General features: G+C 71.6%; 24 protein-coding genes and 1 pseudogene. 10 read left to right on the top strand and 15 right to left on the bottom strand.

Annotated features, from left to right (window positions below; all coding sequences use genetic code 11):
• Nucleotides 1-6 precede the first annotated feature (6 nt).
• The 4 genes and pseudogenes from QIS96_RS25445 to QIS96_RS25430 all read right to left on the bottom strand — a co-directional run bounded on the left by QIS96_RS25445 (nucleotide 7) and on the right by QIS96_RS25430 (nucleotide 2,755).
• Nucleotides 7-513 carry a GNAT family N-acetyltransferase gene (locus QIS96_RS25445; protein WP_282545063.1) on the bottom strand — a complete coding sequence of 169 codons (507 nt, stop codon included), beginning with the start codon at nucleotides 511-513 and terminating at the stop codon, nucleotides 7-9.
• Nucleotides 514-530: 17 nt separating this feature from the next.
• Nucleotides 531-698, bottom strand: a pseudogene (locus tag QIS96_RS25440) (sigma-70 family RNA polymerase sigma factor); the annotation flags it as partial.
• Between the two features lie 230 nt (nucleotides 699-928).
• Nucleotides 929-1,444, bottom strand: a complete 516-nt coding sequence (locus QIS96_RS25435) for a sigma-70 family RNA polymerase sigma factor (RefSeq protein ID WP_282545062.1) — start codon at nucleotides 1,442-1,444, stop codon at nucleotides 929-931.
• Between the two features lie 75 nt (nucleotides 1,445-1,519).
• Complete coding sequence (locus QIS96_RS25430) at nucleotides 1,520-2,755, bottom strand: glycerophosphodiester phosphodiesterase (RefSeq protein WP_282545061.1); 1,236 nt, start codon at nucleotides 2,753-2,755, stop codon at nucleotides 1,520-1,522.
• A 320-nt stretch (nucleotides 2,756-3,075) separates the two neighbouring features.
• On the opposite strand from QIS96_RS25430, the gene QIS96_RS25425 reads away from it, so the two are divergent.
• Nucleotides 3,076-3,705: a lysophospholipid acyltransferase family protein gene (locus tag QIS96_RS25425; protein ID WP_282545085.1), complete on the top strand. Its 630-nt coding sequence runs from the start codon at nucleotides 3,076-3,078 to the stop codon at nucleotides 3,703-3,705.
• Nucleotides 3,706-3,726: 21 nt separating this feature from the next.
• Here the strand turns inward: QIS96_RS25425 and QIS96_RS25420 are convergent, their stop codons facing one another.
• Together QIS96_RS25420 and QIS96_RS25415 are read right to left on the bottom strand one after the other, a co-directional pair.
• Nucleotides 3,727-5,256 carry an MFS transporter gene (locus QIS96_RS25420; RefSeq protein WP_282545060.1) on the bottom strand — a complete coding sequence of 510 codons (1,530 nt, stop codon included), beginning with the start codon at nucleotides 5,254-5,256 and terminating at the stop codon, nucleotides 3,727-3,729.
• A complete protein-coding gene (locus tag QIS96_RS25415) occupies nucleotides 5,253-5,804 on the bottom strand; it encodes a TetR/AcrR family transcriptional regulator (protein WP_282545059.1) in 552 nt (183 codons plus the stop codon). Before QIS96_RS25415 ends, QIS96_RS25420 begins: the two co-directional genes overlap by 4 nt.
• A gap of 85 nt (nucleotides 5,805-5,889) precedes the next feature.
• Here QIS96_RS25415 and QIS96_RS25410 point away from each other — a divergent pair, with 85 nt between their 5' ends.
• Nucleotides 5,890-6,297 carry a hypothetical protein gene (locus tag QIS96_RS25410; protein WP_282545058.1) on the top strand — a complete coding sequence of 136 codons (408 nt, stop codon included), beginning with the start codon at nucleotides 5,890-5,892 and terminating at the stop codon, nucleotides 6,295-6,297.
• A 42-nt stretch (nucleotides 6,298-6,339) separates the two neighbouring features.
• Here QIS96_RS25410 and argH read toward each other — a convergent pair whose 3' ends face one another.
• Nucleotides 6,340-7,767, bottom strand: a complete 1,428-nt coding sequence (gene argH / locus QIS96_RS25405; protein ID WP_282545057.1) for an argininosuccinate lyase — start codon at nucleotides 7,765-7,767, stop codon at nucleotides 6,340-6,342.
• A gap of 185 nt (nucleotides 7,768-7,952) precedes the next feature.
• Between argH and QIS96_RS25400 the strand changes: the two genes are divergently transcribed.
• Together QIS96_RS25400 and QIS96_RS25395 are read left to right on the top strand one after the other, a co-directional pair.
• Nucleotides 7,953-8,534, top strand: a complete 582-nt coding sequence (locus QIS96_RS25400) for a pyridoxamine 5'-phosphate oxidase family protein (protein WP_282545056.1) — start codon at nucleotides 7,953-7,955, stop codon at nucleotides 8,532-8,534.
• A gap of 98 nt (nucleotides 8,535-8,632) precedes the next feature.
• Nucleotides 8,633-9,595: a bile acid:sodium symporter family protein gene (locus QIS96_RS25395; RefSeq protein ID WP_282545055.1), complete on the top strand. Its 963-nt coding sequence runs from the start codon at nucleotides 8,633-8,635 to the stop codon at nucleotides 9,593-9,595.
• Nucleotides 9,596-9,668: 73 nt separating this feature from the next.
• Here the strand turns inward: QIS96_RS25395 and QIS96_RS25390 are convergent, their stop codons facing one another.
• From QIS96_RS25390 to argC, 5 genes are all read right to left on the bottom strand, one after another.
• Nucleotides 9,669-10,214 carry an arginine repressor gene (locus QIS96_RS25390; protein ID WP_282513080.1) on the bottom strand — a complete coding sequence of 182 codons (546 nt, stop codon included), beginning with the start codon at nucleotides 10,212-10,214 and terminating at the stop codon, nucleotides 9,669-9,671.
• Between the two features lie 7 nt (nucleotides 10,215-10,221).
• A complete protein-coding gene (locus QIS96_RS25385) occupies nucleotides 10,222-11,439 on the bottom strand; it encodes an acetylornithine transaminase (RefSeq protein WP_282545054.1) in 1,218 nt (405 codons plus the stop codon).
• Nucleotides 11,436-12,341: an acetylglutamate kinase gene (argB, locus tag QIS96_RS25380; RefSeq protein WP_282545053.1), complete on the bottom strand. Its 906-nt coding sequence runs from the start codon at nucleotides 12,339-12,341 to the stop codon at nucleotides 11,436-11,438. The genes QIS96_RS25385 and argB overlap by 4 nt, the downstream gene beginning before the upstream one ends.
• A gap of 69 nt (nucleotides 12,342-12,410) precedes the next feature.
• On the bottom strand, nucleotides 12,411-13,568 hold the full coding sequence (gene argJ, locus QIS96_RS25375; protein ID WP_282545052.1) for a bifunctional glutamate N-acetyltransferase/amino-acid acetyltransferase ArgJ: 1,158 nt from the start codon (nucleotides 13,566-13,568) through the stop codon (nucleotides 12,411-12,413).
• Nucleotides 13,565-14,593 (bottom strand): N-acetyl-gamma-glutamyl-phosphate reductase, encoded by a 1,029-nt coding sequence (gene argC, locus QIS96_RS25370; protein WP_282545051.1) that lies wholly within the window; start codon nucleotides 14,591-14,593, stop codon nucleotides 13,565-13,567. Before argC ends, argJ begins: the two co-directional genes overlap by 4 nt.
• Before the next feature lie 612 nt (nucleotides 14,594-15,205).
• Here argC and QIS96_RS25365 point away from each other — a divergent pair.
• The 4 genes from QIS96_RS25365 (at nucleotide 15,206) to QIS96_RS25350 (ending at nucleotide 19,235) form a co-directional block, all read left to right on the top strand.
• Nucleotides 15,206-16,711 (top strand): FAD-dependent monooxygenase, encoded by a 1,506-nt coding sequence (locus tag QIS96_RS25365; protein ID WP_282545050.1) that lies wholly within the window; start codon nucleotides 15,206-15,208, stop codon nucleotides 16,709-16,711.
• Nucleotides 16,712-16,803: 92 nt separating this feature from the next.
• Nucleotides 16,804-18,210 carry an SMI1/KNR4 family protein gene (locus tag QIS96_RS25360; RefSeq protein WP_282545049.1) on the top strand — a complete coding sequence of 469 codons (1,407 nt, stop codon included), beginning with the start codon at nucleotides 16,804-16,806 and terminating at the stop codon, nucleotides 18,208-18,210.
• A 116-nt stretch (nucleotides 18,211-18,326) separates the two neighbouring features.
• Nucleotides 18,327-18,926 carry a tellurite resistance TerB family protein gene (locus QIS96_RS25355; RefSeq protein WP_282545084.1) on the top strand — a complete coding sequence of 200 codons (600 nt, stop codon included), beginning with the start codon at nucleotides 18,327-18,329 and terminating at the stop codon, nucleotides 18,924-18,926.
• A gap of 123 nt (nucleotides 18,927-19,049) precedes the next feature.
• On the top strand, nucleotides 19,050-19,235 hold the full coding sequence (locus tag QIS96_RS25350) for a hypothetical protein (protein WP_282545048.1): 186 nt from the start codon (nucleotides 19,050-19,052) through the stop codon (nucleotides 19,233-19,235).
• A 106-nt stretch (nucleotides 19,236-19,341) separates the two neighbouring features.
• Here QIS96_RS25350 and QIS96_RS25345 read toward each other — a convergent pair whose 3' ends face one another.
• Entirely contained in the window at nucleotides 19,342-21,561 is a 2,220-nt protein-coding gene (locus tag QIS96_RS25345; protein ID WP_282545047.1) for an NADP-dependent isocitrate dehydrogenase, read from the bottom strand.
• A gap of 231 nt (nucleotides 21,562-21,792) precedes the next feature.
• Here QIS96_RS25345 and QIS96_RS25340 point away from each other — a divergent pair, with 231 nt between their 5' ends.
• Both QIS96_RS25340 and QIS96_RS25335 read left to right on the top strand, forming a co-directional pair.
• Complete coding sequence (locus tag QIS96_RS25340) at nucleotides 21,793-22,146, top strand: YciI family protein (RefSeq protein ID WP_282545046.1); 354 nt, start codon at nucleotides 21,793-21,795, stop codon at nucleotides 22,144-22,146.
• The gene (locus QIS96_RS25335; protein WP_282545045.1) at nucleotides 22,143-23,558 is read left to right on the top strand and encodes an RNA polymerase sigma factor; all 1,416 of its coding nucleotides are present in this window, start codon (nucleotides 22,143-22,145) and stop codon (nucleotides 23,556-23,558) included. Before QIS96_RS25340 ends, QIS96_RS25335 begins: the two co-directional genes overlap by 4 nt.
• A 22-nt stretch (nucleotides 23,559-23,580) precedes the next feature.
• On the opposite strand, the gene QIS96_RS25330 is transcribed toward QIS96_RS25335, so the two are convergent.
• Both QIS96_RS25330 and QIS96_RS25325 read right to left on the bottom strand, forming a co-directional pair.
• A complete protein-coding gene (locus tag QIS96_RS25330) occupies nucleotides 23,581-24,153 on the bottom strand; it encodes a histidine phosphatase family protein (protein WP_282545044.1) in 573 nt (190 codons plus the stop codon).
• Between the two features lie 105 nt (nucleotides 24,154-24,258).
• Nucleotides 24,259-24,726: a GNAT family N-acetyltransferase gene (locus tag QIS96_RS25325; RefSeq protein ID WP_282545083.1), complete on the bottom strand. Its 468-nt coding sequence runs from the start codon at nucleotides 24,724-24,726 to the stop codon at nucleotides 24,259-24,261.
• Nucleotides 24,727-24,789: the final 63 nt, after the last annotated feature.

Below are 24,789 nucleotides of genomic sequence, written 5' to 3'. Positions count from 1 at the left end.
CGGGCGTCAGGCGCTCGTGGCGTACGCGGCCGGGTCGGTGGCGTCCTTGGCGAGGGTCACCAGGGTGAGGCGGTCGTTGACCTGCCGGGTGCCGACGGGGGCGTAGCCGTGCTTGCGGTAGAGCTGCATCTGGTTCTCGCTGCGGTGGCCGCTGAACAGCTGGAAGCTCTTGACGGCGCCCGCGACCGCGAGCCGCTCCTCGATGGCGAGCAGCAGCCGGCCGCCGAGGCCGTGGCGCTGCATCCGCGGGTGCACGATCAGCTTGTCGATCCGGGCCGTGCCGTCGGCGTCGACGCCGCCGCGGACCGAGGCGACGACCTCCGCGCCGAGCCGGGCCACGAGGACGCAGCCCGCGTCGAGTTCGGCCCGCAGCGAGTCGAGCGTCTGGGTGAGCGGCTCGATGGAGTAGTCGCCGTAGAGCTCCGCCTCGCTCTGGTAACAGAGGTACTGCAATTTCAGAATCTGCTCGGCGTCAGCTGTCTCCGCCGCCGAGATGGTCACGCTCATGCCCATGTGCGCACGCCTCCCGCTCACCTGTCCGCCGGTTGCTTTGTGCACACCTTTCCCCACGGTCCGGGTGCCGCAACCTCCGCCGCGAGCATTCTGCGCAGGCATCCCAGGCGACGGGAACGCTCCGACCTCAAACTGCCTTGTGAGATACCCAACTCCCCTGCGATTTCCCGGTAGCCGAGCCCCCTCGACACCGACAAACGCAACCGCCGGGCGCCTCCGGCTACGTACCGCCTCCCGAGCTAGGCCCTGTCTTCAATCTCCCGTCGCCCGCCCGGAGGGCGGGCCCCGCGGCGTCCGGTACGTGCGATCGCAAGGCGCGGGAATGGTCTCGTAGCGGAGCTACTAGGGCATTTCCGCAACACGGCGAGCGTGCGTGCCGGGCGTCGCGGGGCAGGCGGGAGATTGAAGACAGGGCCTAGGGTGCGCGGCGGACGGCGAAGTCCTCCGCCGTGAGGAGGCGGCGCAGGCACTCCAGGCAGCGGGCGCGCTCCGGGCCGACGCTGCCCTGCGCGATGCCCAGCCACCGGGCGACTTCCCGGTACGTGGGGTCCCTCGGGGAGAGGAAGGCGGTGACCAGGCGGACGCAGCTGCGGGGCAGCCGGCGCACGGCGTCCTGGACGAGCCTGCGGTGCTCGGTCAGCAGCAGTTCGTGCTCCGGTCGGCTCTCCGCGGCGACCGCCTCGCCCCTGTACGCCCGCTCCCGCGCCTCGGCCCCGGCTGCCCGACGGGCCTCCGCGTCGAGGCTCGCCCGCAGCCAGCGCTCGGGGTCGGGCGGCGGACCGAGTCGGTCGACCCGCTCCAACAGGCGTAACCACACGGCCTGTTCGAGATCTGCGGGGTCGATCCCGAGCCCCGGGCCGATGGCCGCGGCCTCCGCGACGAGCAACGGCCGCAGGGCTGTCACGAGGTGTTCCACTGGGTTGCGCACCATGCCCCTGGCGACGCCGCCGCCCCGGCCGCGGGTTGCCGGGGCGGTGCGCGCTCACCCTCAACGGGCCTGGTCCGCCTAGCCGTTGACGAAGTCCGCCGCCGCGAGCAGGGCCGTGTCCGGGTTGTCGGAGAAGATGCCGTCGATGCCGGTCGCGAAGTACGCCTTGAACGCGCCGAAGGCGTTGCCGTACGCGTTGGGATCCGTGCCCTTGCGGAAGTCCAGCGGCAGGAAGGTGTTCTCGTTGCGCATCGTGTACGGGTGCAGGACCAGGTCCTCGGCGTGGGCGTCGCGGACCAGGGTCGTCGGCTCGGTGAGGCGGCCCTCCGTGTCGCGCGGGATGACCAGGTCGAGCGTGGGGCCGATGCCCTGCGCGTACGAGGCGATCCACTTCAGGCCCTCGGGCTTGATCAGGTCGGCGACGGTACGCGGGTCGCCCGCCTCGACGAAGTCCCAGGGGCGGCTGGACGCGCTGGAGAGGAGCACCACGCGCGGCGCCTCCACCAGCTTGCTCAGCCGCTCGATGCTGCTGGGCTCGAAGGACTGCAGGAAGTTCGGGGAGTTCTTCTCGTGCCGCCCGTACTTGCGGAGCAGCTTCGCGAGCGGCTCCTCGAGGCCCAGACCCAGCTTGCGGAAGTAGGTGGGGTGCTTGGTCTCGATGTGCAGCCAGACCGGGCGGCCGCGCTTGCGCCCCTCCGACTCGGCCCAGCGCAGCACCTCTTCGAGGGTGGGGACCTCCCAGCGGCCGTCGTAGAGGGAGTTCTCCTCGCGGTTCTTCGGGATGCGCTCCTTGGCGCGCAGCGTCTTCAGCTCGGCGAGCGTGAAGTCCTCGGTGAACCAGCCGGTGAGGGAGGCGCCGTCGACGGACTTGGTGGTCTTGCGGTCGGCGAACTCGGGGTGGTTCGCGACGTCGGTAGTCCCGGTGATGTCGTTCTCGTGACGGCATACGAGATGGCCGTCCTTGGTGGGCACCACGTCCTGCTCGACGACGTGCGCGCCCATGTCGAGCGCGAGTTGGTACGAGCCGAGGGTGTGCTCGGGCCGGTAGCCGCTGGCGCCGCGGTGCGCGACGACCGTCGGGACCGGCAGCGAGGCGATCCCGGAGCCGCCCGATCCGCTTGATCCGCTCGATCCGGTCGATCCGCTCGTACGGGTGTCGGCTCTCGCCGTGCCGGACAGGCCTATGGCCGCTCCGCCCGCGCCGAGGACCGCCGCGCCGAGCAGGGAACGGCGGCCGGGGCCCGTGCCCTGCTGCCGTTCCGCCTCGTCCTGCCGCCCCCGCCGCGCCTGCCGGTCCTGCTTGCCGTGGCTCATATGCGCTCCTCGCGCTCGTCGTGTGCACGCACCTTCGGACTGACGGCCGAATGTTAGGGCCCGTCAGATGACGGAAGGGAGCCCTTGGAGCCAAGGAAGCACCAACGGAGCGCCAACAAGGATCAACACTGTGTATCCAGTCGGTGAACCCCGGTGTGCAATCCGGACGTGTCCGCGAGTATCGTCCTCACCTGCACACTCCCCCCTTGACAGACTCTTGACAGACCCCCGCCAGGTCTGACGTCGGCCCTGGCGAACCCTCGACACCGGAGGAACCGTTGTCCCGCTTCGCGTTCATCAAGGCAGTGCTCGGACCGGTCATGCGCCTGATGTTCCGCCCACAGGTCGAGGGCGCGGAGAACATTCCGGGCGACGGCCCGGTGATCCTCGCGGGCAACCACCTGACGTTCATCGACTCGATGATCCTGCCGCTGGTGTGCGACCGGCAGGTGTTCTTCATCGGCAAGGACGAGTACGTCACGGGCAAGAGCCTCAAGGGCCGCCTGATGGCGTGGTTCTTCACCGGCACCGGCATGATCCCGGTGGACCGGGACGGCGGCCGGGGCGGTGTCGCCGCCCTGATGACCGGCCGCCGCGTCCTGGACGAGGGCAACATCTTCGGCATCTACCCGGAGGGCACCCGCTCCCCCGACGGCCGCCTCTACCGGGGCCGCACCGGCATCGCCCGCCTGACCCTGATGACCGGCGCCCCGGTGGTGCCGTTCGCGATGATCGGCACGGACAAGCTGCAGCCGGGCGGCGCGGGCTTGCCGCGTCCGGGCCGGGTCACGGTCCGCTTCGGCGAGCCGATGGAGTTCTCCCGCTACGACGGCATGGACCGCGACCGCTATGTGCTCCGCGCGGTGACGGATTCCGTGATGGCCGAGGTCATGGCCCTGTCGGGCCAGGAGTACGTGGACATGTACGCCACGAAGGCGAAGGCGGCCTGACCTCCGGGGCCGGGGCAGTGGCTAGTTCTCGAGCCGCTGCCCCTTCAGCATGAACCACGCCGCCACCGCCGTACCGAAAAGCACCGCCGCCGCGACGCCCGCCGCCGTCTCGAAGCCGTGTGTGAAGGACGCCTGAGCCGACTGCAGCAGCTGCGCGCCCTGTTCCGCGGGCAGTTGGCGCACCGCCTCGACCGCACCGCCGAGTGAGTCCTGCGCCGCGGTGACCGCATCCGCGGGCACGCCGTCGGGGACCGTGAAGCCGCGGTAGATGCCGGTGACGACCGAGCCGAGCAGGGCGATGCCGAGGGCCGAGCCCAGTTCGTACGCCGTCTCGGAGACCGCCGATGCCGCGCCTGCCTGTTCCTTGGGGACGCTGGAGAGGATGACGTCGGCGGTCACCGTGAAGGCGAGGCCCGCGCCCGCGCCGCCGAGGAGCAGCGCGACGCACATCAGGACCACCGAGGTGTCCGCGTCGAGCGCCGTGCACGCGGCGAGCGCGAGGCCGACCGCGGCGAGGCCGCCCGACACGGCGATCCGCACCGAGGTCCGCCGGGCCACGACGCCTGCGACGAGCCCGGTGCCCACCGCGCCCAGGGCTGCGGGCAGTTCGATGAGGCCTGCGCCCAACGGCGAGCGCATCTGCACCAGTTGCAGGAACTGCGAGAGGAAGAAGACCAGGCCTGCCAGGCCCAGGATGGTCAGCAGGTCGGCGAGGACCGCGCCGGAGAAGCCCCGGTGCTGGAAGAGCCGCATGTCGAGCAGCGGCGACTGAAGGGTCAACTGCCGCCTGGCGAACCAGATCAGGCCGACGACGCCCACCAGCGCGGCGACCGCGATGTCCCAGCGGAATCCGTGCACGGCCGCCTCCTTCACGGCGTACACCACCGCGACCATGCCCACCAGGGAGAGCGCGACGCTGAGCAGGTCCCACGGGCCCGGGTTCGGGTCGCGCGACTCGGGGAGCAGCTTGACGCCGACGAGCACCAGGACCGCCATCACCGGCAGGTTGATCAGGAAGACCGAGCCCCACCAGAAGTGGTTGAGCAGGGCGCCGCCGACGAGCGGGCCGACCGCCGCGCCGGCCGAGGCCGCGGCGCCCCAGATGCCGACGGCGACGCTGCGCTCCTTCGGGTCGTGGAAGATGTTCCGGATCAGCGCCAGCGTCGACGGCATCAGCGTCGCGCCCGCGACACCGAGCAGCGCGCGGGCCAGGATCATCAACTCGGGCGTGCCGGCGTACGCGTTGAGGACCGAGACCGCGCCGAACGCGACGGCGCCCGTGAGCAGCAGCTTCTTGCGGCCGATGCGGTCGCCGAGGCTGCCCATGGAGACGAGCAGTCCGGCGATCACGAACGAGTAGACGTCGCCGATCCAGAGCAGTTGGGTGCCGGACGGCTTGAGGTCCTCGCTGAGGAACGGGGTCGCGAGGCCGAGCACGGTCGCGTCCACCGCCACGAGCAGAACGGCGAGGACGAGCACGGCGAGGGCGAGCCAGCGCCCCGGGTGCCGCTCCTCGTGTTCCCGCGTCACCTGCTGCGCTGTGCTGGTCATCGCTCCACGCTCCGCCTGGCGCCGCCGAGCAGCAACTCGACGATCATGTACTGGAAGTCCTTGGCCGCGACCCGTCCGTCCTGGACGGCCCAGGCGCCCGCGCCCACGAGCCCGTAGAGCGCCTCGGTGAGCCAGGACGGGGTCAGGTCGATCCGGAAGACACCCTGCTCCTGGCCGCGCCGGAAGAGGCGCGAGATGCGGGCGTCGCTCCGGGACCAGCCCTCGTTCTGCTCGTCGCCCTCGAAGAGCTGGTTCTCGCTGACGAGGAAGGCGAGCAGCGGGGCGGCGGGCTCCACGGCGGCGATGAGCCGTCGGACGGCTTCGTCGGCGGGCCCGTCCTCCAGGGCCGCCGTGTCGAGGGCGGCGTCCAGCTCCTGGAGGCACATCTCCTCCAGCGCCCTGACCAGCGCTTCCCGCCCGGCGAAGTGCCGGTGCAGGGTGGCGCGGCCGATGCCGGCGGCGCGGGCGACCTCGTCCATGGTCGCCGTCGACTTCCGCGTGAGCAGGGCGGCGGCGGTACGGAGCACCTGGGTGCGGTCGACTGACATGAGACGACCATACCTCTAATGAGACACGAATGTCTCACGCGATAAATGAGTGCCTCGCCGGCTGGGAGCAGGGAAGCTTGGAGGCGTGACGAGACCCTTACTGCTCATCGACGTCGACCTCCCGCTGAGCCCCGAGCACGGCGGCGAGTTGCTCATCCTGGCCGAGCGGTTCGAGTTGGCGTGGGCGACGACGGGGAAGGGCGAGGCGAACGGGCTGATCGGGCCTGAACTCGGCCTGCCCGAGCTGCCGTTCATCGACTGCCCCGCGATGCAGGAAGGAGCGCCGGGCGACACCTTCTGGAAGACCCAGTACGTCCTGGAGTATGCCGCGGGCGGCCCGTTCGCCTGGGTCGACGACGACATCACGGCGCACGACCGCGCGTACGTGCGCGAGAACCACCTCGCCGCCGCCCTGTTGCTGCACGTCGACCCCGGGACCGGGCTGGTCCGGGCGGACTTCGACGCGCTCGCTGACTGGGCGGCGGCGCTGTAGGCACTGCTGCGGTATGCGGTTGTACGGGGAGGGCCCCGGCCGTTACTGCTTGGCGGTGGCCCAGGCCTGCTGGACCGCCAGGTCGGCCTTGACCTCGGCGAGCTGGACGGCGACCGCCGAGGGGGCCGTGCCGCCGCGGCCGCTGCGCGAGGCGAGGGCGCCCGGCACGTTCAGGACCGTGCGCACCTCGGGGGTGAGGTGCTCGGAGATCTTCACGAACTGCTCGTCGGTGAGCTCGTCGAGCTCCTTGCCCTCGGCCTCGGCGACCTTGACGCACTCGCCCGCGACCTCGTGCGCGACGCGGAACGGCACGCCCTGCTTGACCAGCCACTCGGCGATGTCGGTGGCGAGCGAGAAGCCGGCCGGGGCGAGCTCCGCCATGCGCTCCCGGTTGACCGTGAGCGTGGCCATCATGCCGGTGAACGCCGGGAGCAGGACCTCCAGCTGGTCGCAGGAGTCGAAGACCGGCTCCTTGTCCTCCTGCAGGTCGCGGTTGTACGCGAGCGGCAGCGCCTTGAGCGTCGCCATCAGACCGGTCAGGTTGCCGATGAGGCGGCCGGACTTGCCGCGCGCCAGCTCCGCGATGTCCGGGTTCTTCTTCTGCGGCATGATCGACGAGCCGGTGGAGAAGGCGTCGTGGAGGGTGACGAAGGAGAACTCCTTCGTGTTCCAGATGATGATCTCCTCGGCGATCCGGGAGAGGTTCACGCCGATCATCGCGGTGATGAAGGCGAACTCGGCGACGAAGTCGCGCGAGGCCGTGCCGTCGATGGAGTTGCCCGCGCTGCCGTGCTCGAAGCCCAGGTCCTGCGCGACGGCCTCCGGGTCGAGGCCGAGCGAGGAGCCGGCCAACGCGCCGGACCCGTAAGGCGATACGGCCGTGCGGTCGTCCCACTGGCGCAGCCGCTCGGCATCCCGGGACAGGGACTGCACGTGCGCGAGGACGTGGTGGGCGAAGAGCACCGGCTGGGCGTGCTGAAGGTGCGTACGACCCGGCATGGCGACGTCCGGGTGGGCCTCGGCCAGGCCGACCAGGGCCCCCTGCAGCTCGGCGATCAGACCGCCGATGATCCGGGCGTGGTCCCGCAGGTACATCCGGAAGAGCGTGGCGACCTGGTCGTTGCGGGACCGGCCGGCGCGCAGCTTGCCGCCCAGGTCCGGGCCGAGCCGCTCCAGGAGGCCCCGCTCCAGGGCGGTGTGCACGTCCTCGTCGGCGATGGTGCCGGTGAACTCGCCGCTCGCGACGTCCTGTTCGAGCCGGTCGAGCCCGGCGATCATGCGCTCCAGCTCGTCGGCCGTGAGCAGGCCCGCCTTGTGGAGCACGCGCGCGTGCGCCCGGGAGCCCGCGATGTCGTACGGGGCGAGGCGCCAGTCGAAGTGGACGGAAGCGGAGAGTTTCGCGAGGGCCTCGGCGGGCCCGTCGGCGAAACGACCGCCCCACAGCCGTACGTCACCGCTGTTGCTGCTCACTGCTCTGCTCCTCGGGGGTGGGTGAATGGGCGGCTCACGCTACTGCTCTGCGGCAGGATGCGTATGCATGAGTATGCAGTGGTCTGCATGATTCGTCAATCTGTCGCCACCCCCACCCCCGATCCGCCGCCTCGCAACCCGAAAGTAGTTAGACAGGCGAAGGATCCTTGATCGATAATCCCGGCATGGGAAAGAGCTACGAACGCATAGACGGCCGCCTGCGCGAGTTCATCGAGGCGCAGCAGATGTTCTTCACCGCCACCGCCCCGCTCGACGAGAACGGCACGGTCAACCTCTCCCCCAAGGGCCTCACCGGTTCCTTCGTGGTCCTCGACGAACACCGCGTCGCCTACCTGGACTTCGCCGGGAGCAACGCCGAGACCGTCGCGCATCTGCGGGAGAACGGCCGCATCACCCTGATGTGGTGCGCCTTCCAGGGTCCCCCCAACATCGTCCGCGTGCACGGCAGCGGCGAGCCCGTCTTCCGCGACGACCCCCGCTTCCCGGAGCTCCTCGCCCGCTTCCCCGACATCGACCCGAGCCTGCACGGACTGCGCGCGATCATCGTGGTCACCGCCGAACTCGTCCGCGACAGCTGCGGATACGCGGTGCCGTACATGACGTACGACGAGGACCGCGATCTGCACGGCCGGCGGTTCGCGCGCGAGGACGACGACTCGCTGAGCGCGTACTTCGCGAAGCGGGACATCGCGAAGAGCATCGACGGCCTGCCCGGGGTGCCGCTCCCGCTGCCGCCGAGCGTCTGATCCCCGACCGACGCCCAGCCCTCCCGCCAAGACCGGTGTAGCGACCACATATCGAGACGGGATTGCGGGGTCCGGGCGGCAGCGCGTTGCATCCTCGCGTGGAAACCGAACAGACGACCCCCAGCACGACCGCGTCGGAGGACCGGACGGCCCGCCGCGCCGTCACCGTCTTCCCCGTGCTCGTGCTCGCCGCCGGCGCGCTCGGCCTGCTGACCCCCGGGACCTTCACGGACTGGAAGGCGTCGGTGCCGTACCTGCTCGGCATCGTCATGTTCTGCATGGGCCTGACGATGACCCCTGTGGACTTCAAGGGCGTGGCGAAGCGGCCGTGGGTGGTGCTGCTCGGGCTCGCCGCCCAGTACATCGTGATGCCGAGCCTCGGCTGGCTGATCGCGCAGGCGCTCTCGCTGCCGCCCCAACTCGCCGCCGGCGTCATCCTCGTGGGCTGCGCGCCCGGCGGCACCTCGTCCAACGTCGTGACGTACCTGGCGCGCGGCGACGTGGCGCTCTCGGTCTCCGTCACCAGCATCTCGACCCTGCTCTCCCCGCTGCTCACCCCGGCGTTGACGCTGCTGCTCGCGGGCGCGTTCCTGCCCATCGACGCGGCCACCATGACCACCGACATCCTCAAGACGGTGCTGCTCCCGGTCCTCGCGGGCCTCGCCCTGCGCCTCCTCGCGGGCCGGTACGTGGACCGGGTCCTCGGCGCGCTGCCATGGCTGTCCGCGGTGACCATCTCGGTGATCGTCGCCGTGGTCGTGGCGGGCAGCGCCACCGCCATCAAGTCGGCCGCCGCCGTGGTCCTCCTCGCCGTCGTGCTGCACAACGGCCTTGGTCTGACGCTCGGTTACGCGGTCGGCAAGGCCGCACGGCTCGGGCAGCCCGCGAGCCGCGCGCTCGCCTTCGAGGTGGGCCTGCAGAACTCCGGCCTCGCCGCGTCCCTCGCCACGGCGCACTTCAGCCCGCTCGCGGCGCTGCCGGCCGCGGTCTTCTCGGTCTGGCACAACGTGTCCGGGGCCGTGGTCGCCGCCTGGATGGCCCGCCGCTCGCGCCAGGCCTGAGCCGTGTACGTATGACGAAGGCCCCCGGCGCACTGCCGGGGGCCTTCTCCGTACTACCGCAACTGCCGCTGCTTCAGCGGGCGTTCTGCGCGAGCGACAGCAAGTGGTCCGCGAGGGCCTGGCCGCCGTCGGGTTCGCGGCTGATCAGCATGAGCGTGTCGTCGCCCGCGATCGTGCCGAGGATGTCCTGCAGTTCGGCCTGGTCGATCGCCGAGGCGAGGAACTGCGCGGCCCCCGGCGGGGTGCGGAGCACGACGAGGTTGGCCGAGGCCTCCGCGGAGATCAGCAGCTCCCCGGAGAGGCGGCGCATCCGCTCCTCCTTCGCGGACTCCCCGAGCGGGGCGCGCGGGGTGCGGAAGCCACCCTCGCTGGGCACCGCGTAGATCAGGTCGCCCTCGTTGTTGCGGATCTTGACGGCGTTGAGCTCGTCGAGGTCGCGGGAGAGCGTGGCCTGCGTGACAGACAGTCCGTCGTCCGCGAGCAGCTTCGCCAACTGGCTCTGGGAGCGCACCGGTTGACGGTTGAGGATGTCCACGATCCGGCGGTGCCGTGCGGTGCGGGTCTGCGGTACCGCGGGTCCGCCCTGGTCCTGACCGGGCTCGTTGTCGCGCAGGCTCATCGTCGTCTCATTCTCCGGATCGTCCGTCCCCGTCGGCCGCGCCCGCCGCCTCGTCGAGGATGCCGGGCAGGGCCTGGAGGAACGCGTCCGTCTCGGCGTCCGTGAGGGTCAGCGCGGGCATCAGGCGGACCACGTCGGGCGCGGGGGCGTTCACCAGGTAACCGGAGTCCTGGGCGGCCTGCTGCACCTGGGGTGCGAGCGGCTCGGTGAGCACGATACCCAGGAGCAGTCCCGCACCCCGGACATGGCTGACAAGTCCATGACCGAGACCCTCGATCCCGTCCCGCAGCCGCTCCCCCTGCCGCTTGACGTTGTCGAGCAGTCCGTCGGCCGCGATGGTGTCGAGTACGGCGACTCCGGCCGCACACGACACCGGGTTGCCGCCGAACGTCGTGCCGTGGTGGCCGGGCTTGAGCAGCTCGGCCGCGGCGCCGAACGCGACGGTCGCACCGATGGGCAGGCCGCCACCGAGGCCCTTGGCGAGCGTCACGATGTCGGGCTGCACGCCCTCGTGGGCCTGGTGCTCGAACCAGTGGCCGGTCCTGCCGATACCGGTCTGCACCTCGTCGAGGACGAGCAGGGTGCCGGTCGCGGAGGTGATCTCGCGGGCCGCCTTCAGATAGCCGGCCGGGGGCACGACGACGCCGTTCTCGCCCTGGATGGGCTCGATCACGACGAGCGCGGTCTCCTCGGTGACGGCCGCCCGCAGCGCCTCGACGTCGCCGTACGGGACGTGCGTGACGTCGCCGGGCAGCGGGGCGAACGGCTTCTGCTTGGCCGGCTGGCCGGTGAGCGCGAGCGCGCCCATGGTGCGGCCGTGGAAGCCGCCCTCGGTGGCCACCATGTGCGAACGCCCGGTCAGGCGGCCGATCTTGAAGGCCGCCTCGATGGCCTCGGCGCCCGAGTTGCAGAACAGGACCCGGCCCGCGCGCCCGAAGTGCTGGAGCAGCTTCTCGGCGAGGGCGACGGTCGGCTCGGCGATGAAGAAGTTGGAGATCTGGCCGAGCGTCGCGACCTGGTCGCTGACCGCGCGGACCACGGCGGGGTGCGCGTGCCCGAGGGCGTTGACGGCGATGCCGCCGACGAAGTCGACGTACTCGTTGCCGTCGGCGTCCCAGACCTTCAGGCCCTCGCCGCGCACCAGCGGCATCCGCGGGGTGCCGTAGTTGTCCATCAGGGCGCCCTGCCAGCGCTGGACGTACTCCTGGTTGCTGCCGCCGGTCACTGCGCTCCCCCTTCGGGCTCGTCGGGCACGACCATCGTGCCGATTCCTTCATCCGTGAAGATCTCCAGGAGGATCGCGTGCTGGACCCTCCCGTCGATCACGCGGGCCGTGTGCACGCCGTTGCGCACCGCGTGCAGGCAGCCCTCCATCTTCGGCACCATGCCGGAGCTCAACTCCGGGAGCAGCTTCTCCAGTTGGGCGGCGGAGAGGCGGCTGATCACCTCGTCGCTGTTGGGCCAGTCCTCGTAGAGGCCCTCGACGTCGGTGAGGACCATCAGGGTCTCGGCGTTCAGCGCGGCGGCGAGTGCGGCGGCCGCGGTGTCGGCGTTGACGTTGTAGACGTGGTGGTCGTCCGCGGAACGCGCGATGGAGGAGACGACCGGGATGCGGCCGTCCGCGAGCAGCGCCTCGATGGCCCCGGTGTCGATCTCGGTGATCTCGCCGACCCGGCCGATGTCCACCAACTCGCCCTCGATGCGCGGCTGGTGCTTGGTCGCGGTGATGGTGTGCGCGTCCTCGCCGGTGAGGCCGACGGCGAGCGGGCCGTGCTGGTTGAGCAGCCCGACCAGCTCGCGCTGCACCTGCCCGGCGAGCACCATGCGTACGACGTCCATGGCGTCCTCGGTGGTGACGCGCAGGCCGGCCTTGAACTCGCTGACGATGCCGTGCCGGTCGAGGGCCTTGCTGATCTGCGGGCCGCCGCCGTGCACCACGACCGGCTTGAGCCCGGCGTGGTGCAGGAACACCACGTCCTGCGCGAAGGCGGCCTTCAACTCCTCGTCGACCATGGCGTTTCCGCCGAACTTGATGACGACGGTCTTGCCGTGGTGCCGAGTCAGCCAGGGCAGCGCCTCGACGAGGATCTGCGCCTTCGGCAGTGCGGTGTGTTTACGGGTGCTCATCGGCTTCTGCGTCCCCGGAGGTCAGGAGGAATGGGCGTCAGGAGAAGTGGACGTCAGCAGGAGTAGGTGTCAGGAGGAGTAGGCGCTGTTCTCGTGCACGTACTCGGCGGTCAGGTCGTTGGCCCAGATCACCACCGGCTCGGCGCTGCCCGCGGCCAGGTCGGCGGTGATCGCGACCTCGCGGTAGCGCATGTCGACCTTGTCGCGGTCCTCGCCGACGGAGCCGTTCTTGCAGACCCAGACGCCGTTGATGGCGACGTTCAGCTGGTTCGGGTCGAAGGCGGCGGAGGTGGTGCCGATGGCGGAGAGCACCCGGCCCCAGTTGGGGTCCTCGCCATGGATGGCGCACTTGAGGAGGTTGTTGCGGGCGATGGAGCGGCCCACCTCGACGGCGTCGTCCTCGCTCGCCGCGTTGACCACCTCGATGCGGATGTCCTTGCTCGCGCCCTCGGCGTCGCCGATCAGCTGCCGCGCGAGGTCGGCGCAGACGGCGCGCACGGCCTCGGCGAACTCGCCCTGGTCCGGGGCGACTTCGGAGGCACCGGAGGCGAGCAGGAGCACGGTGTCGTTGGTCGACATGCAGCCGTCGGAGTCGACCCGGTCGAAGGTCGTACGGGTCGCGGAGCGCAGCGCCTCGTCCAGGTCGGCGGCGGCCACGTCGGCGTCGGTGGTGAGCACGACGAGCATGGTGGCGAGGCCGGGGGCGAGCATGCCCGCGCCCTTCGCCATGCCGCCGACGGTCCAGCCGGCCTCGCTCGCGACGACCGCGGTCTTGTGCACGGTGTCGGTGGTCTTGATGGCGATGGCGGCCTTCTCGCCGCCGTGCTCGGAGAGCTGGGCGGCGGCGCTCTCCACGCCGGGAAGCAGCTTGTCCATCGGCAGCGTCACGCCGATGAGCCCGGTGGACGCGACGGCCACTTCGCCCGCGTTGAGGTTCAGGACCTCGGCGACCTTCTCGGCGGTGGCGTGCGTGTCCTGGAAGCCCTTCGGGCCCGTACAGGCGTTGGCGCCACCGGAGTTGAGGACGACGGCCTGGACCTGGCCGCCCTTGACGACCTGCTCGGACCACAGGACGGGCGCGGCCTTCACGCGGTTGGAGGTGAAGACGCCCGCGGCGGCCAGTCGGGGCCCGTTGTTGACCACGAGGGCCAGGTCGGGGTTCCCGTTCTCCTTGATTCCGGCGGCGATGCCCGCGGCCGTGAATCCCTTTGCTGCCGTGACGCTCACGGTGCGACTCCGATCGTGGAAAGTCCGGTGCTCTCGTCGAGTCCGAGGGCGATGTTCATGCTCTGCACCGCGCCGCCCGCGGTGCCCTTGGTCAGGTTGTCGATGGCGCTGATCACGATGACCCGGCCGGCGCTCTCGTCGTACGCGACCTGCAGCTGCACGGCGTTGGAGCCGTACACGGAAGCGGTCGCGGGCCACTGCCCCTCGGGCAGCACGTGCACGAACGGCTCGTCCGCGTACGCCTTCTCGTACGCCTCGCGGACCGCGTCCGCGCTCACGCCGGGCGCGGCCTTGGCGCTGCAGGTGGCGAGGATGCCGCGGGCCATCGGGGCGAGCGTCGGCGTGAAGGACACGGAGACGTTCCGCCCGGCGGCCGCGCTGAGGTTCTGGCTCATCTCGGGCGTGTGCCGGTGCCCGCCGCCCACGCCGTACGGCGACATGGAGCCCATGACCTCGGAGCCGAGCAGGTGCGGCTTGAGCGCCTTGCCCGCGCCGGAGGTGCCGGTCGCGGCGACGATCACCGCTTCGTCCTCCACCAGGCCCGCGGCGTACGCGGGGACGAGAGCGAGCGAGACGGCCGTCGGGTAGCAGCCGGGCACGGCGATCCGCTTCGTGCCGTCGAGCGCGGCGCGGGCGCCGGGCAGCTCGGGCAGTCCGTAGGGCCAGGTGCCGGCGTGCTCGGAGCCGTAGAACCGCTCCCAGTCCGCGGAGTTCTGCAACCGGAAATCGGCGCCCATGTCGACGACCAGGACGTCCGGGCCGAGCTGCTCGGCGACGGCGGCGGACTGGCCGTGCGGAAGCGCGAGAAACACGACATCGTGGCCGGAGAGCACCTCGGCGGTGGTCGGCTCGAGGAGGCGGTCGGCGAGCGGCAGCAGATGCGGCTGGAGCGCACCGAGGCGCTGTCCGGCGTTGGAGTGCCCGGTGAGGGCGCCGATCTCCACCTCCGGGTGGCCGATCAGCAGACGCAGCAGCTCCCCGCCCGCGTATCCACTCGCCCCTGCGACTGCCGCACGTACTGCCATCGGATCCTCCTCGGTGATGGCATGACTATACGTAGCTTCGAAGTTTTATGCAAAGGGATTGCGGGGGGGGCGGGAAGCGGGGCTGTGACTGAGTGCGGTGCTTGAGCGCGGTGGCTGAGCGCGGTGCTCGGCCCGGCGGCCTCGGGGAAACGTTCTTCTGGTCTGTCGGTCACAGCCACCGCCCGCGCTGGGGGACGGCCGCTACGAGGACTGCTGCGAGGTCCTGGACATCCGCCTGTCCGGCCGGAGCGGCCGGCTGCGCATCGCCTTCCGCGAGGGCCCCGGCCGGCTGGTCCCCGACGGGTTCATGCCTTCCGGTGCGGTGGGGACCGACAGACGGTGGAGGTCGACGGCTGGGCGCTGCTCGACCGGGTGGAGCTCCAGCGCCGGGCCCCGGAAGCAGTACCCCGTACGCGGGCGTCGGAGGAGTCAGCCGAGGAGTGAGGAGGCGCCGACCGCCACCGCCACGTGCAAACACAAAGGCAAGGAGGGGACTCGCCTCTCCTTGCCACTCTCAACGTATAGCGCACAGGGGGTCTTGCGGCAAGGCCCCCGTGGTGCCGCACAATCGTCGCCTCAACGCCATGACCTGCGAAAACGACGGGGGTTTCAATGATCGACGTGCTGGTGGCCGGCGGCGGCCCGACCGGTCTGATGCTCGCGAGCGAGCTGCGGCTGCACGGCGTGGAGGTGGTCGTCCTGGAGAAGCTGGCCGAGCCGACCCCGCAGTCCCGGGGGCAGGGCCTGCACACGCGCAGCGTCGAGGTGATGGACCAGCGGGGGCTGCTCGACCGGTTCCTCGCGGTGAGCGAGACGTTCTCGGCCGGCGGGCTCTTCGGCGGCATCGTGAAGCCGTGGCCGGAGCGCCTGGACACGGCGCACCCGTACGGCGTCGCCATCCCGCAGCCCCTCACCGAGAAGATCCTCGACGAGCGGGCCCGCGAACTGGGCGCGGAGATCCGACGCGGCTGCGAGGTGGTGGGGCTTCGCCAGTACGAGGGCGGGGGCGCGGACGAGAGCCGGGGCGCAGGAGCAGGCAGGGGCACGGAAGAAGGCAGGGGCGCGGACGCGGGCGGTGTGGAGGTCGAGCTCGCGGACGGCACCCGGCTGCGCTCGCGCTATCTCGTCGGCTGCGACGGCGGCCGCAGCACGGTGCGCAAGCTGCTCGGCATCGGCTTCCCCGGCGAGCCCGCCACGGTGGAGACGCTGCTCGGCGAGATGGCGGCGACGGCGGACCCGGAGACGATCGCCGCCGCCACCGCGGAGGTCCACAAGACGCAGCTGCGGTTCGGCCTGCAGCCCGGCGAGAACGGCATGTACCGCGTCATCGTGCCCGCCGACGGCGTGGCCGAGGACCGCGCCGCCGAGCCGACCCTCGACGACTTCAAGCGGCAGTTGCGGGCGTTCGCGGGCACCGACTTCGGCGTGCACTCGCCGCGCTGGCTGTCCCGCTTCGGCGACGCCACGCGGCAGGCCGAGCACTACCGCGCCGGGCGCGTGCTGCTCGCGGGCGACGCGGCCCACATCCACCCGCCGACCGGCGGCCAGGGGCTCAACCTCGGCGTGCAGGACGCGTTCAACCTCGGCTGGAAGCTGGCCGCGGAGGTGAACGGCTGGGCCCCGGAGGGGCTGCTCGACACCTATGAGAGCGAACGGCACCCGGTGGCCGCCGCCGTGCTCGACCACACCCGCGCCCAGATGACGCTGCTCGGCGCGGAGCCCGGCCCGACCGCGCTGCGCGCCCTGTTCTCGAAGCTGATGGACTTCGAGGAGGTCAACCGGTACGTGACGGAGCTGATCACCGCGGTCGGCGTGCGCTACGACTTCGGCACCGGCCACGACCTCCTCGGCCGCCGCATGCGCGACGTCCAGCTGAAGCGCGGCCGCCTGTACGCACTCCTGCACGACGGCCGCGGCCTCCTCCTCGACCAGACGGGTCGCCTCTCGGCCGCGGGCTGGGAGAACCGGGTCGACCACGTCGTCGACGTCAGCGAGGAGCTGCCCGCCCCCGCCGTGCTGTTGCGGCCGGACGGGCACGTGGCGTGGGCGGGCGAGAACCAGGAGGGGCTGTCGGGGGCGCTGGAGCGGTGGTTCGGGGCGGGGGCGGCCGGGGCGTGACCGGGTCGGCGCCTGGAGCCTGATACCGGGGCATGCCGGGCCGTGGGCGGCCTGCCGGCTCGTTGTCAGTGGCGGCACGTACGGTCGGGGGCATGACGGATCCGATCGCCAACTCGCCCTCGCTGCACGCCTTCTCGACGTGGGAGCCGCTGCTGCGCCACCTGTGGGAGCGGCGCACGCCGAGGCAGGCCGGGCCGGTCCTGCAGGCGTCGGGGCGCATCGGCAGAAGCAGTTGGAGTCTGCCGACGCGTGAGTTCCACCCCCGCTCCGACCGGGCCGCTCGCAGAGTGGGCATGCGGGCCGAGGCTGCGGCGGTCGCGGTGGTGCAGCAGGCGCTGGCGGGTGCCGGAGTCGAGGACGTCACGTTCACGGCGGAGCTGTCGGCGGCCGGGCCTGCCACCGTCCGGGTGCTCGGGCCGAGCCCCGCCGTCGAGCCGGCCATCGGCCATCCGCATCCGGGAGCGCTCCTGCTGGTCGAGGGCGCGGTTCCGGAGCCGTGGCGCCGACTGCCCGCGCCCGTACGGGGGTTGGGGCCCGCGCCCTCCGCGGACCCGGCGCTGCTCGCCCGGACACTCCGTGAGCGGATGCCGCCGGGTGCCGTCGGCGCCACGGACGCGGAGCTCACGGCGGCTCAGGACCGGCTCGGCCTCCCGCTGCCCGAGGAGCTGAAGGCGCTCTACGGCGTGACGCGCGGGCGGTGGCAGGACTGGGGCGAGGACGACGAGGCGGCACAGCGCGCGTACATGGCGATCGGCTGCGAGCTCTTCCCGCCCGACGAGGTGTATGTCGCGAACGCGTCGACGCGGAGCACCAGTTGGCGGTTCGCGGCGAAGGAGGCGGTCGTCACCCGCGACGACGACGCGGTGCAGGGCCTGGTCGGCTCGCCGGGCTGGATCGTCTTCGGCGACACCGGCGGCGGGGACCGGCTCGCGGTGGACCTCACGCCCGGCCCGCGCGGGCACGTCGGCCAGATCGTGCTGCTCAGCCACGAGTTCAACATCGGTGCCGAGCTGGTCGCCGACTCGCTCACCCACCTGGTCCTCGGCCGCGAGAGCGGGCCGGGCGGCGGTCCGGGCCCCGAGGGGCCGCCGGTGGTGGCGCATGTGAACCGGCGGAGCCTGCCCGGCGTCGAGGCCGCCGCCCACCCCGGCCTGGAGGTGCTGTCCATCGGCGCCTGGGAGGCGGAGCCCCTGAGCCTCGCCCCGGTGCTCGGGCTGCCCCGCCTGCGCACCCTGGTCGCGTATCCGGGCACGCTCGCCGACCCGTTGGAGATATCCGGGCTCAAGGGCCTGGAGTACCTGGAACTCTCCCCGCAGGACTGGCGTGTGCTGCTCGACGCGGAGGCGGTCCCGCGCAGTCTGTCGGCGGCCGGCATCGTCGTGCACGGCAATCAGGAGGTGCTGGCCACGGTGGCGCTCGCCAACGAGATCCTGGCGCTGTGGGACCGGCCGCAGATCGTCCGGACGGCGCTGGAGGGAGACCTCGGGGCGCTCGGCTAGACGGTGGACATGCGCAACGTCTTTGCCCCGGGCGGAACTTCAAGGAAAGGTAAGGCGTTGGCAAAGTGTTGCGTGTGAGCGCACGTACCGATGAACGGCTAGCCGAGGTGGCACGCATGGCGATGTGGGACCGGATCAAGGACCAGGCCAAGGGTCTGCAGCAGCAGGCGCAGGGGGCACGCGGCGGCTCCGGCGGGCACGGCCAGGGGCATGGGCCGGGGCACGGGTTCGGACAGCCGGGGTCCGGGTCGGGGTCGGGGTCGAGTGGCGGGGGCTCGAAGGCTCAGCTCGTGGGAATGCTCAAGACCCAGCTGACGTCCCTGAAGACGGAGCTGAAGAGCGGTGCGTACCGGGACGCGAGCATGGCGATGTGCGCCCTGGTCGCGGCCGCCGACGGATCGGTGGACCCGGCCGAGCGGCAGCAGATCGAGTCCCTGATCCTGCAGAACGACGTGTTGCAGAACTTCCCGCCGGAGCAGCTGCGGCAGCGCTTCAACAAGCACGTCGACCAGCTGACGTACAACTTCCAGCAGGGCAAGGCCGAGGTGATGCAGGAGATCGCCAAGGCGGCGAAGAAGCCGACCGAGGCCCGTGCGGTCGTCCAGACCGGCTTCGTCGTCGCGGGCGCGGACGGCTATGTCGCACCGGCCGAGCAGCAGGTCCTGCGCGAGGCCTGCGCGACGCTCAACGTCTCCCCGCAGGAGTTCGGCCTCTGAGCCCGGTCAAGGGAGCCGGGGCCCGCGCCCGGCGCGCGGGCCCCACCGAGGCATAGCGGTACGGCAGTTCGGCGGTGCTGAATTCGGGTGCTCTCCCCGCGCTCCGGCAGGCAAGCTCTGCGTATGTCCACCGAACTGAGCGGGACGATCGAGTGCCGCCCGGGTGCCCGCCTCTGGGGCCCCGATGACGAGCACTCGTTGTGGCAGGCCGCCATCGACCTGTGGCTGCTCAACGTCGGCAACGCCTACGACGCCCTCGCCTGCCTCTTCGGCATCCGCAACTCGCTCGTCGCGTGGTTCTCCGCCTGACCACGCCGCCGCCGGCACCTCAGCGAAGTGACCGTACGCGAAAACGGGTATGCCCCGGCCGACAGCGAGTCGGCCGGGGCATACCCGTACTGCAGCGGCGGGATGCTCAGGCGAGCGTGGCCAGTGCCTGGTTGAAGGTGGCCGAGGGGCGCATGACCGCCGAGGCCTTCTTCGCGTCGGGCTGGTAGTAGCCGCCGATGTCCGCCGGGGAGCCCTGCACGGCGAGGAGCTCGTCGACGATCGTCTGCTCCTGCTCGGTGAGCGTCTTGGCGAGCTGCGCGAACGCCTCGGCGAGCGCGGCGTCCTCGGTCTGCTTGGCCAGCTCCTGCGCCCAGTACAGGGACAGGTAGAAGTGGCTGCCGCGGTTGTCGATGCTGCCGAGCTTGCGGGCCGGGGACTTGTCCTCGTTCAGGAACGTGGCCGTGGCGCGGTCCAGGGTGTCGGCCAGGATCTGCGCGCGGGCGTTGCCCGTGCTCTGCGCGAGGTGCTCGAAGGAGACCGCGAGCGCGAGGAACTCGCCGAGGCTGTCCCAGCGCAGGTAGTTCTCCTTGACCAGCTGCTGGACGTGCTTCGGGGCGGAGCCGCCGGCGCCCGTCTCGAAGAGGCCGCCGCCGTTCATCAGCGGGACCACGGAGAGCATCTTGGCGCTGGTGCCCAGCTCCAGGATCGGGAACAGGTCCGTGAGGTAGTCGCGGAGCACGTTGCCGGTGACGGAGATGGTGTTCTCGCCGCGGCGGATGCGCTCCAGGGAGAAGGCGGTGGCCTCGACCGGGGACTTGATCTCGATCTGCAGACCCGAAGTGTCGTGGTCGGCCAGGTACTTGGTGACCTTCTCGATCAGGACCGCGTCGTGCGCACGGTTCGCGTCCAGCCAGAACACGGCCGGGTCGCCGGTGGCGCGGGCGCGGGTGACGGCGAGCTTGACCCAGTCCTGGATCGGGGCGTCCTTGGTCTGGCAGGCGCGGAAGATGTCGCCGGCGGAGACGGGCTGCTCCAGGACGACGTTGCCCGCGGTGTCGACGAGGCGGACGGTGCCCGCGGCGGGGACCTCGAAGGTCTTGTCGTGCGAGCCGTACTCCTCGGCCTTCTGCGCCATGAGGCCGACGTTCGGGACGGAGCCCATGGTCGACGGGTCGAAGGCGCCGTTGGCGCGGCAGTCGTCGATGACGACCTGGTAGACGCCGGAGTAGCTGGAGTCCGGCAGGACGGCGAGGGTGTCGGCCTCCTGGCCGTCCGGGCCCCACATGTGGCCGGAGGTGCGGATCATGGCCGGCATCGAGGCGTCGACGATGACGTCGGACGGCACGTGCAGGTTGGTGATGCCCTTGTCGGAGTCGACCATCGCGAGCTCGGGGCCCGCGGCGATCTCGGCCTCGAAGGACGCCTTGATCTCGGCGCCGTTCGGCAGGGCGTCCAGGCCCTTGAGGATGGTGCCGAGGCCGTCGTTCGGGGACAGGCCGGCGGCGGCGAGGGTCTCGCCGTACTGCTCGAAGGTCTTCGGGAAGAAGGCGCGGACGACGTGGCCGAAGACGATCGGGTCGGAGACCTTCATCATCGTGGCCTTGAGGTGCACGGAGAACAGCACGCCCTCGGCCTTGGCGCGGGCGACCTGCTCGGCCAGGAAGGAGCGCAGCTCGGCGACGCGCATCACGGAGGCGTCGACGACCTCGTCCTTGAGGACCGGTACGGACTCGCGCAGCACGGTGGTGGTGCCGTCCTCGGCGACCAGCTCGATGCGGAGCGAGCCGTCCTCGGCGATGACGGCGGACTTCTCGGTGGAGGCGAAGTCGTTCTCACCCATGGTGGCGACGTTGGTCTTGGACTCGGGGGTCCAGGCGCCCATGCGGTGCGGGTGGGCCTTGGCGTAGTTCTTCACCGAGGCGGGGGCGCGGCGGTCGGAGTTGCCCTCGCGCAGGACCGGGTTGACGGCGGAGCCCTTGACCTTGTCGTAACGGGCGCGGATGTCCCGCTCCTCGTCGGTCTTCGGGTCGTCCGGGTAGGCGGGGAGCGCGTAGCCCTGGCCCTGCAGCTCGGCGATCGCGGCCTTCAGCTGCGGGATCGAGGCCGAGATGTTGGGCAGCTTGATGATGTTCGCGCCGGGGGTCTTGGCCAGCTCGCCGAGCTCCGCGAGGGCGTCGTCGATGCGCTGGCCCTCCTCCAGGTACTCGGGGAAGCCGGAGATGATCCGGCCCGCGAGGGAGATGTCGCGGGTCTCCACGGCGACACCGGCCGTCGAGGCGTACGCCTGGACCACCGGCAGGAACGAATGCGTCGCCAGGGCCGGGGCCTCGTCAGTGTGGGTGTAGATGATGGTCGAGTCAGTCACCGGGTGCTCCGCTCCACGTCTACTGCATCGGTCGGAATTGCTCGACATCAAGATATCTCGTGTCGGGTGCCCTGCGGACAGGGCCCTCTTCGCTGTCGGCGAAGACTGCGTGAATTCGCCCTTCCGACCACGTGTCGACGTGTCGATCCGGGCCGGGCTCGTTCGTATAGAGGTTGAGAGGGCCCGTACGAGAGCGGCCCTCGCCACGATTCTCAGCGAGGAGTGAGCACCATGCAGCAGTACCTGCTCAGCATCTACCAGCCCGACGGCGCACCGCCCGCGCCCGAGGTCCTCGACCCGATCATGCGGAACGTGGAAGCCGTCAACGCCGAACTGCGGGAGGCGGGCGCCTGGGTGTTCGCCGGCGGACTGCACCCGCCGAGCACCGCGACGGTGCTGCGCGGCAAGGGCGAGGAGATCCTCGCCACGGACGGCCCGTACGTGGAGGGCAAGGAGCACCTCGGCGGCTTCACCGTGATCCGCGCCGAGGACCTGGACGCCGCCCTGGAGTGGGGCCGCAAGCTCGCCGCCGCGACCACCCTGCCGATCGAGGTACGGCCACTGCAGTACGGGTCCTGCGGATGAGGGGACCGGAAGGGCCGGGCGAGCCTGGGCCTGCCGGGGGCGGGGAGGCAGAGGCGGCAGGCGGAGGCCCTGGTCCCGCCGACGCCCCCGGCACCCCCGGCCCCGCCGACAGCCCCGGTCTCGCCGACAACCCCGGCACACCCGGTCCGCCCGACACCCCCGGCCGCCCCGCGCAAGAGCACATCGCCCGGGTCTTCCGGGAGGAGTACGGGCGGGCCGTGGCCGTGCTGACGCGGACGTTCGGGGATCTGGACATCGCCGAGGAGGCCGTGCAGGACGCCTTCGCGGAAGCGGTGCGGCGCTGGCCCTCGGCGGGGGCGCCGCCGAGTCCGGTCGGCTGGATCATCACGACGGCCCGCAACCGGGCCGTGGACCGGCTGCGCCGCGAGGCGGCCCGCGCCGACAAGTACGCGCAGGCCGCCCTGCTGCACGCCCGCGACGATCAGCCCGCGGAGGACGACGAGGAGGGACCCGTGCGCGACGACCGGCTCCGCCTGATCTTCACGTGCTGTCACCCGGCCCTCTCCCCCGCCGCCCGCGTCGCGCTCACGCTGCGTCTGATCGGCGGCCTCACCACGGCCGAGATCGCGCGCGCCTTCCTGGTGCCGGAGCCGACGATGGCGCAGCGCCTGGTGCGCGCCAAGGGGAAGATCCGGGACGCGCGCATTCCGTATCGGGTGCCGTCGGAGGCGGACCTTCCGGACCGGCTGCGGGCGGTGCTCGCCGTGGTCTACCTGATCTACAACGAGGGCCACACCGCCGGCTCGGGCGAGGCCCCGGTCCGCGAGGACCTGACGGCGGAGGCGGTACGGCTCGGGCGGCTGCTCGTGGAGCTGATGCCGGACGAGCCGGAGGCGCTCGGGCTGCTCGCGCTGATGCTGCTCGGCGAGTCCCGCCGCCCGGCCCGTACGGCGGCCGACGGCTCCCTCGTCCTCCTCGCCGAGCAGGACCGCACGCGGTGGGACCGTGAACTGGTCGCGGAGGGGCAGGAGTTGGTCCGCCGCTGCCTGCGCAGGAACGCTCCGGGCCCGTACCAGATCCAGGCCGCGATCCAGGCCGTGCACAGCGACGCCCCGTCGACGGCGGCCACGGACTGGGGCCAGATCGTCCAGCTCTACGACCAGCTGCTCGCCCTGACCCCGAACCCGGTCGCGGCCCTCAACCGCGCGGTGGCGGTGGCCGAACTCCGCGGCCCGCGACCGGCCCTGGACCTCGTCGACGCGCTCGACCTGACCGGATACCACGTCTTCCACGCGGTCCGCGCGGACCTGCTGCGCAGACTCGGGCGACACGCGGAGGCGGCACGGGAGTACGGGGCGGCGATGGCGCACACGGAGAACGCGGCGGAGCGTTCCGTACTGGCCCGCAAGCGAACCGAGTTGAGGCCTGGAGCGGGACCAGGGGAAGCGTGACCGCCGCACCCACGGTCACAGGTCACACCCCCTGCACCCGCAAGCTCCACCGCCCGGCCCGCCCGGTCAGGGCCATCGTCGACAGGGGGCGGACGTCGATGTTCCAGTACGTCGCCGGGGGCGCCTTCAGGGCGTACACGAGCGCGGCCCGTACCACCGACGGCTCCGCCACCGTGACGATGCTGCCGCCGTCCTCCGCGGGGCGGGTGTCGAGCCACTGGCCGACGCGCGCGATGAAGGCGAGCAGGGACTCCCCGCCGTGCGGGGTCGCGCGCGGGTCGGCGAGCCAGGCGTCGACCGCGGCCGGCTCGCGGGCCGTGACCTCCGCGAGGGTGTGCCCGCGCCAGCGGCCCATGTCGCAGTCGCGCAGGGCGAGTTGGGCGAGCGGCGCGTAGCCGAGGGCGTCGCCGGTGGCGCGGCTGCGCGCGGTCGGCGAGCAGTAGCGCAGCTCGGCCGCGGCCAGCGGCACCAGGCCGTGGGCGGCCGCCTGCACCTCGTGCCAGCCCGCCTGGTCGAGCGGCCGGTCGTCGTCGAAGCGCTCGGCGAGCAGGGACGAGCTGCGGGCGGCGGCTACGAAGGTGACCCGAACATGCATGCCCGCGATCGTGCTGGGAGGGGCTGCAGAGGTCAAGTGACGGAGACGTGAAGAGACCCGCTCATGAGGCACACGAGGCGCCCGACCGGCCGCCCTCTCCCCCGTTCACCCCTTGCCGTGCACCATCCACGCCTCCGGGTTGTCCACCCGCCGGAAGCCGACCTTCTCGTACACACCGTGCGCATCGGCCGTCGCGAGCAGGATGCGGCGCAGGCCGTACGGCTCGAGGTCCGCGCGTACGGCGGCGACGAGGGCGGTGCCGAGGCCCTTGCCGCGCGCGTTCGGGGCCACGTACACATCGCAGAGCCAGGCGAAGTCGGAATGGTCCGTGACGACTCGGGCGTACGCCACCTGCTCCCCCGAACTCTCCTCGTACGCCCCGAAGTTGACCGATTCGGAGATCGCCCGGTCCTGCTTGGCGCGGCTGCGGCCGACGGCCCAGTACGCGTCGGTGGAGAGCCACTCGTAGACGCGGTCCGCGTCGATCCGGGCGGGGTCGGAGGAGATCTCGTATCCGGGCACGGCGGTCGTGGTCGTGGTCGTGGTCGTGCCTGTGGTCGTGGTCGCGGTCATGGGTTCAGGCGTCGTCATGGCGGCAGAGTCGCAGGTGGGGCGCGGGCGGAGCCAGTGAGTTTC

This window comes from Streptomyces cavernicola, assembly GCF_029968035.1.
Lineage (GTDB): Bacteria > Actinomycetota > Actinomycetes > Streptomycetales > Streptomycetaceae > Streptomyces > Streptomyces cavernicola.
The sequence above is the reverse complement of the archived record's forward strand: the minus strand, read 5'-3'. Positions and strand labels throughout refer to the sequence as shown.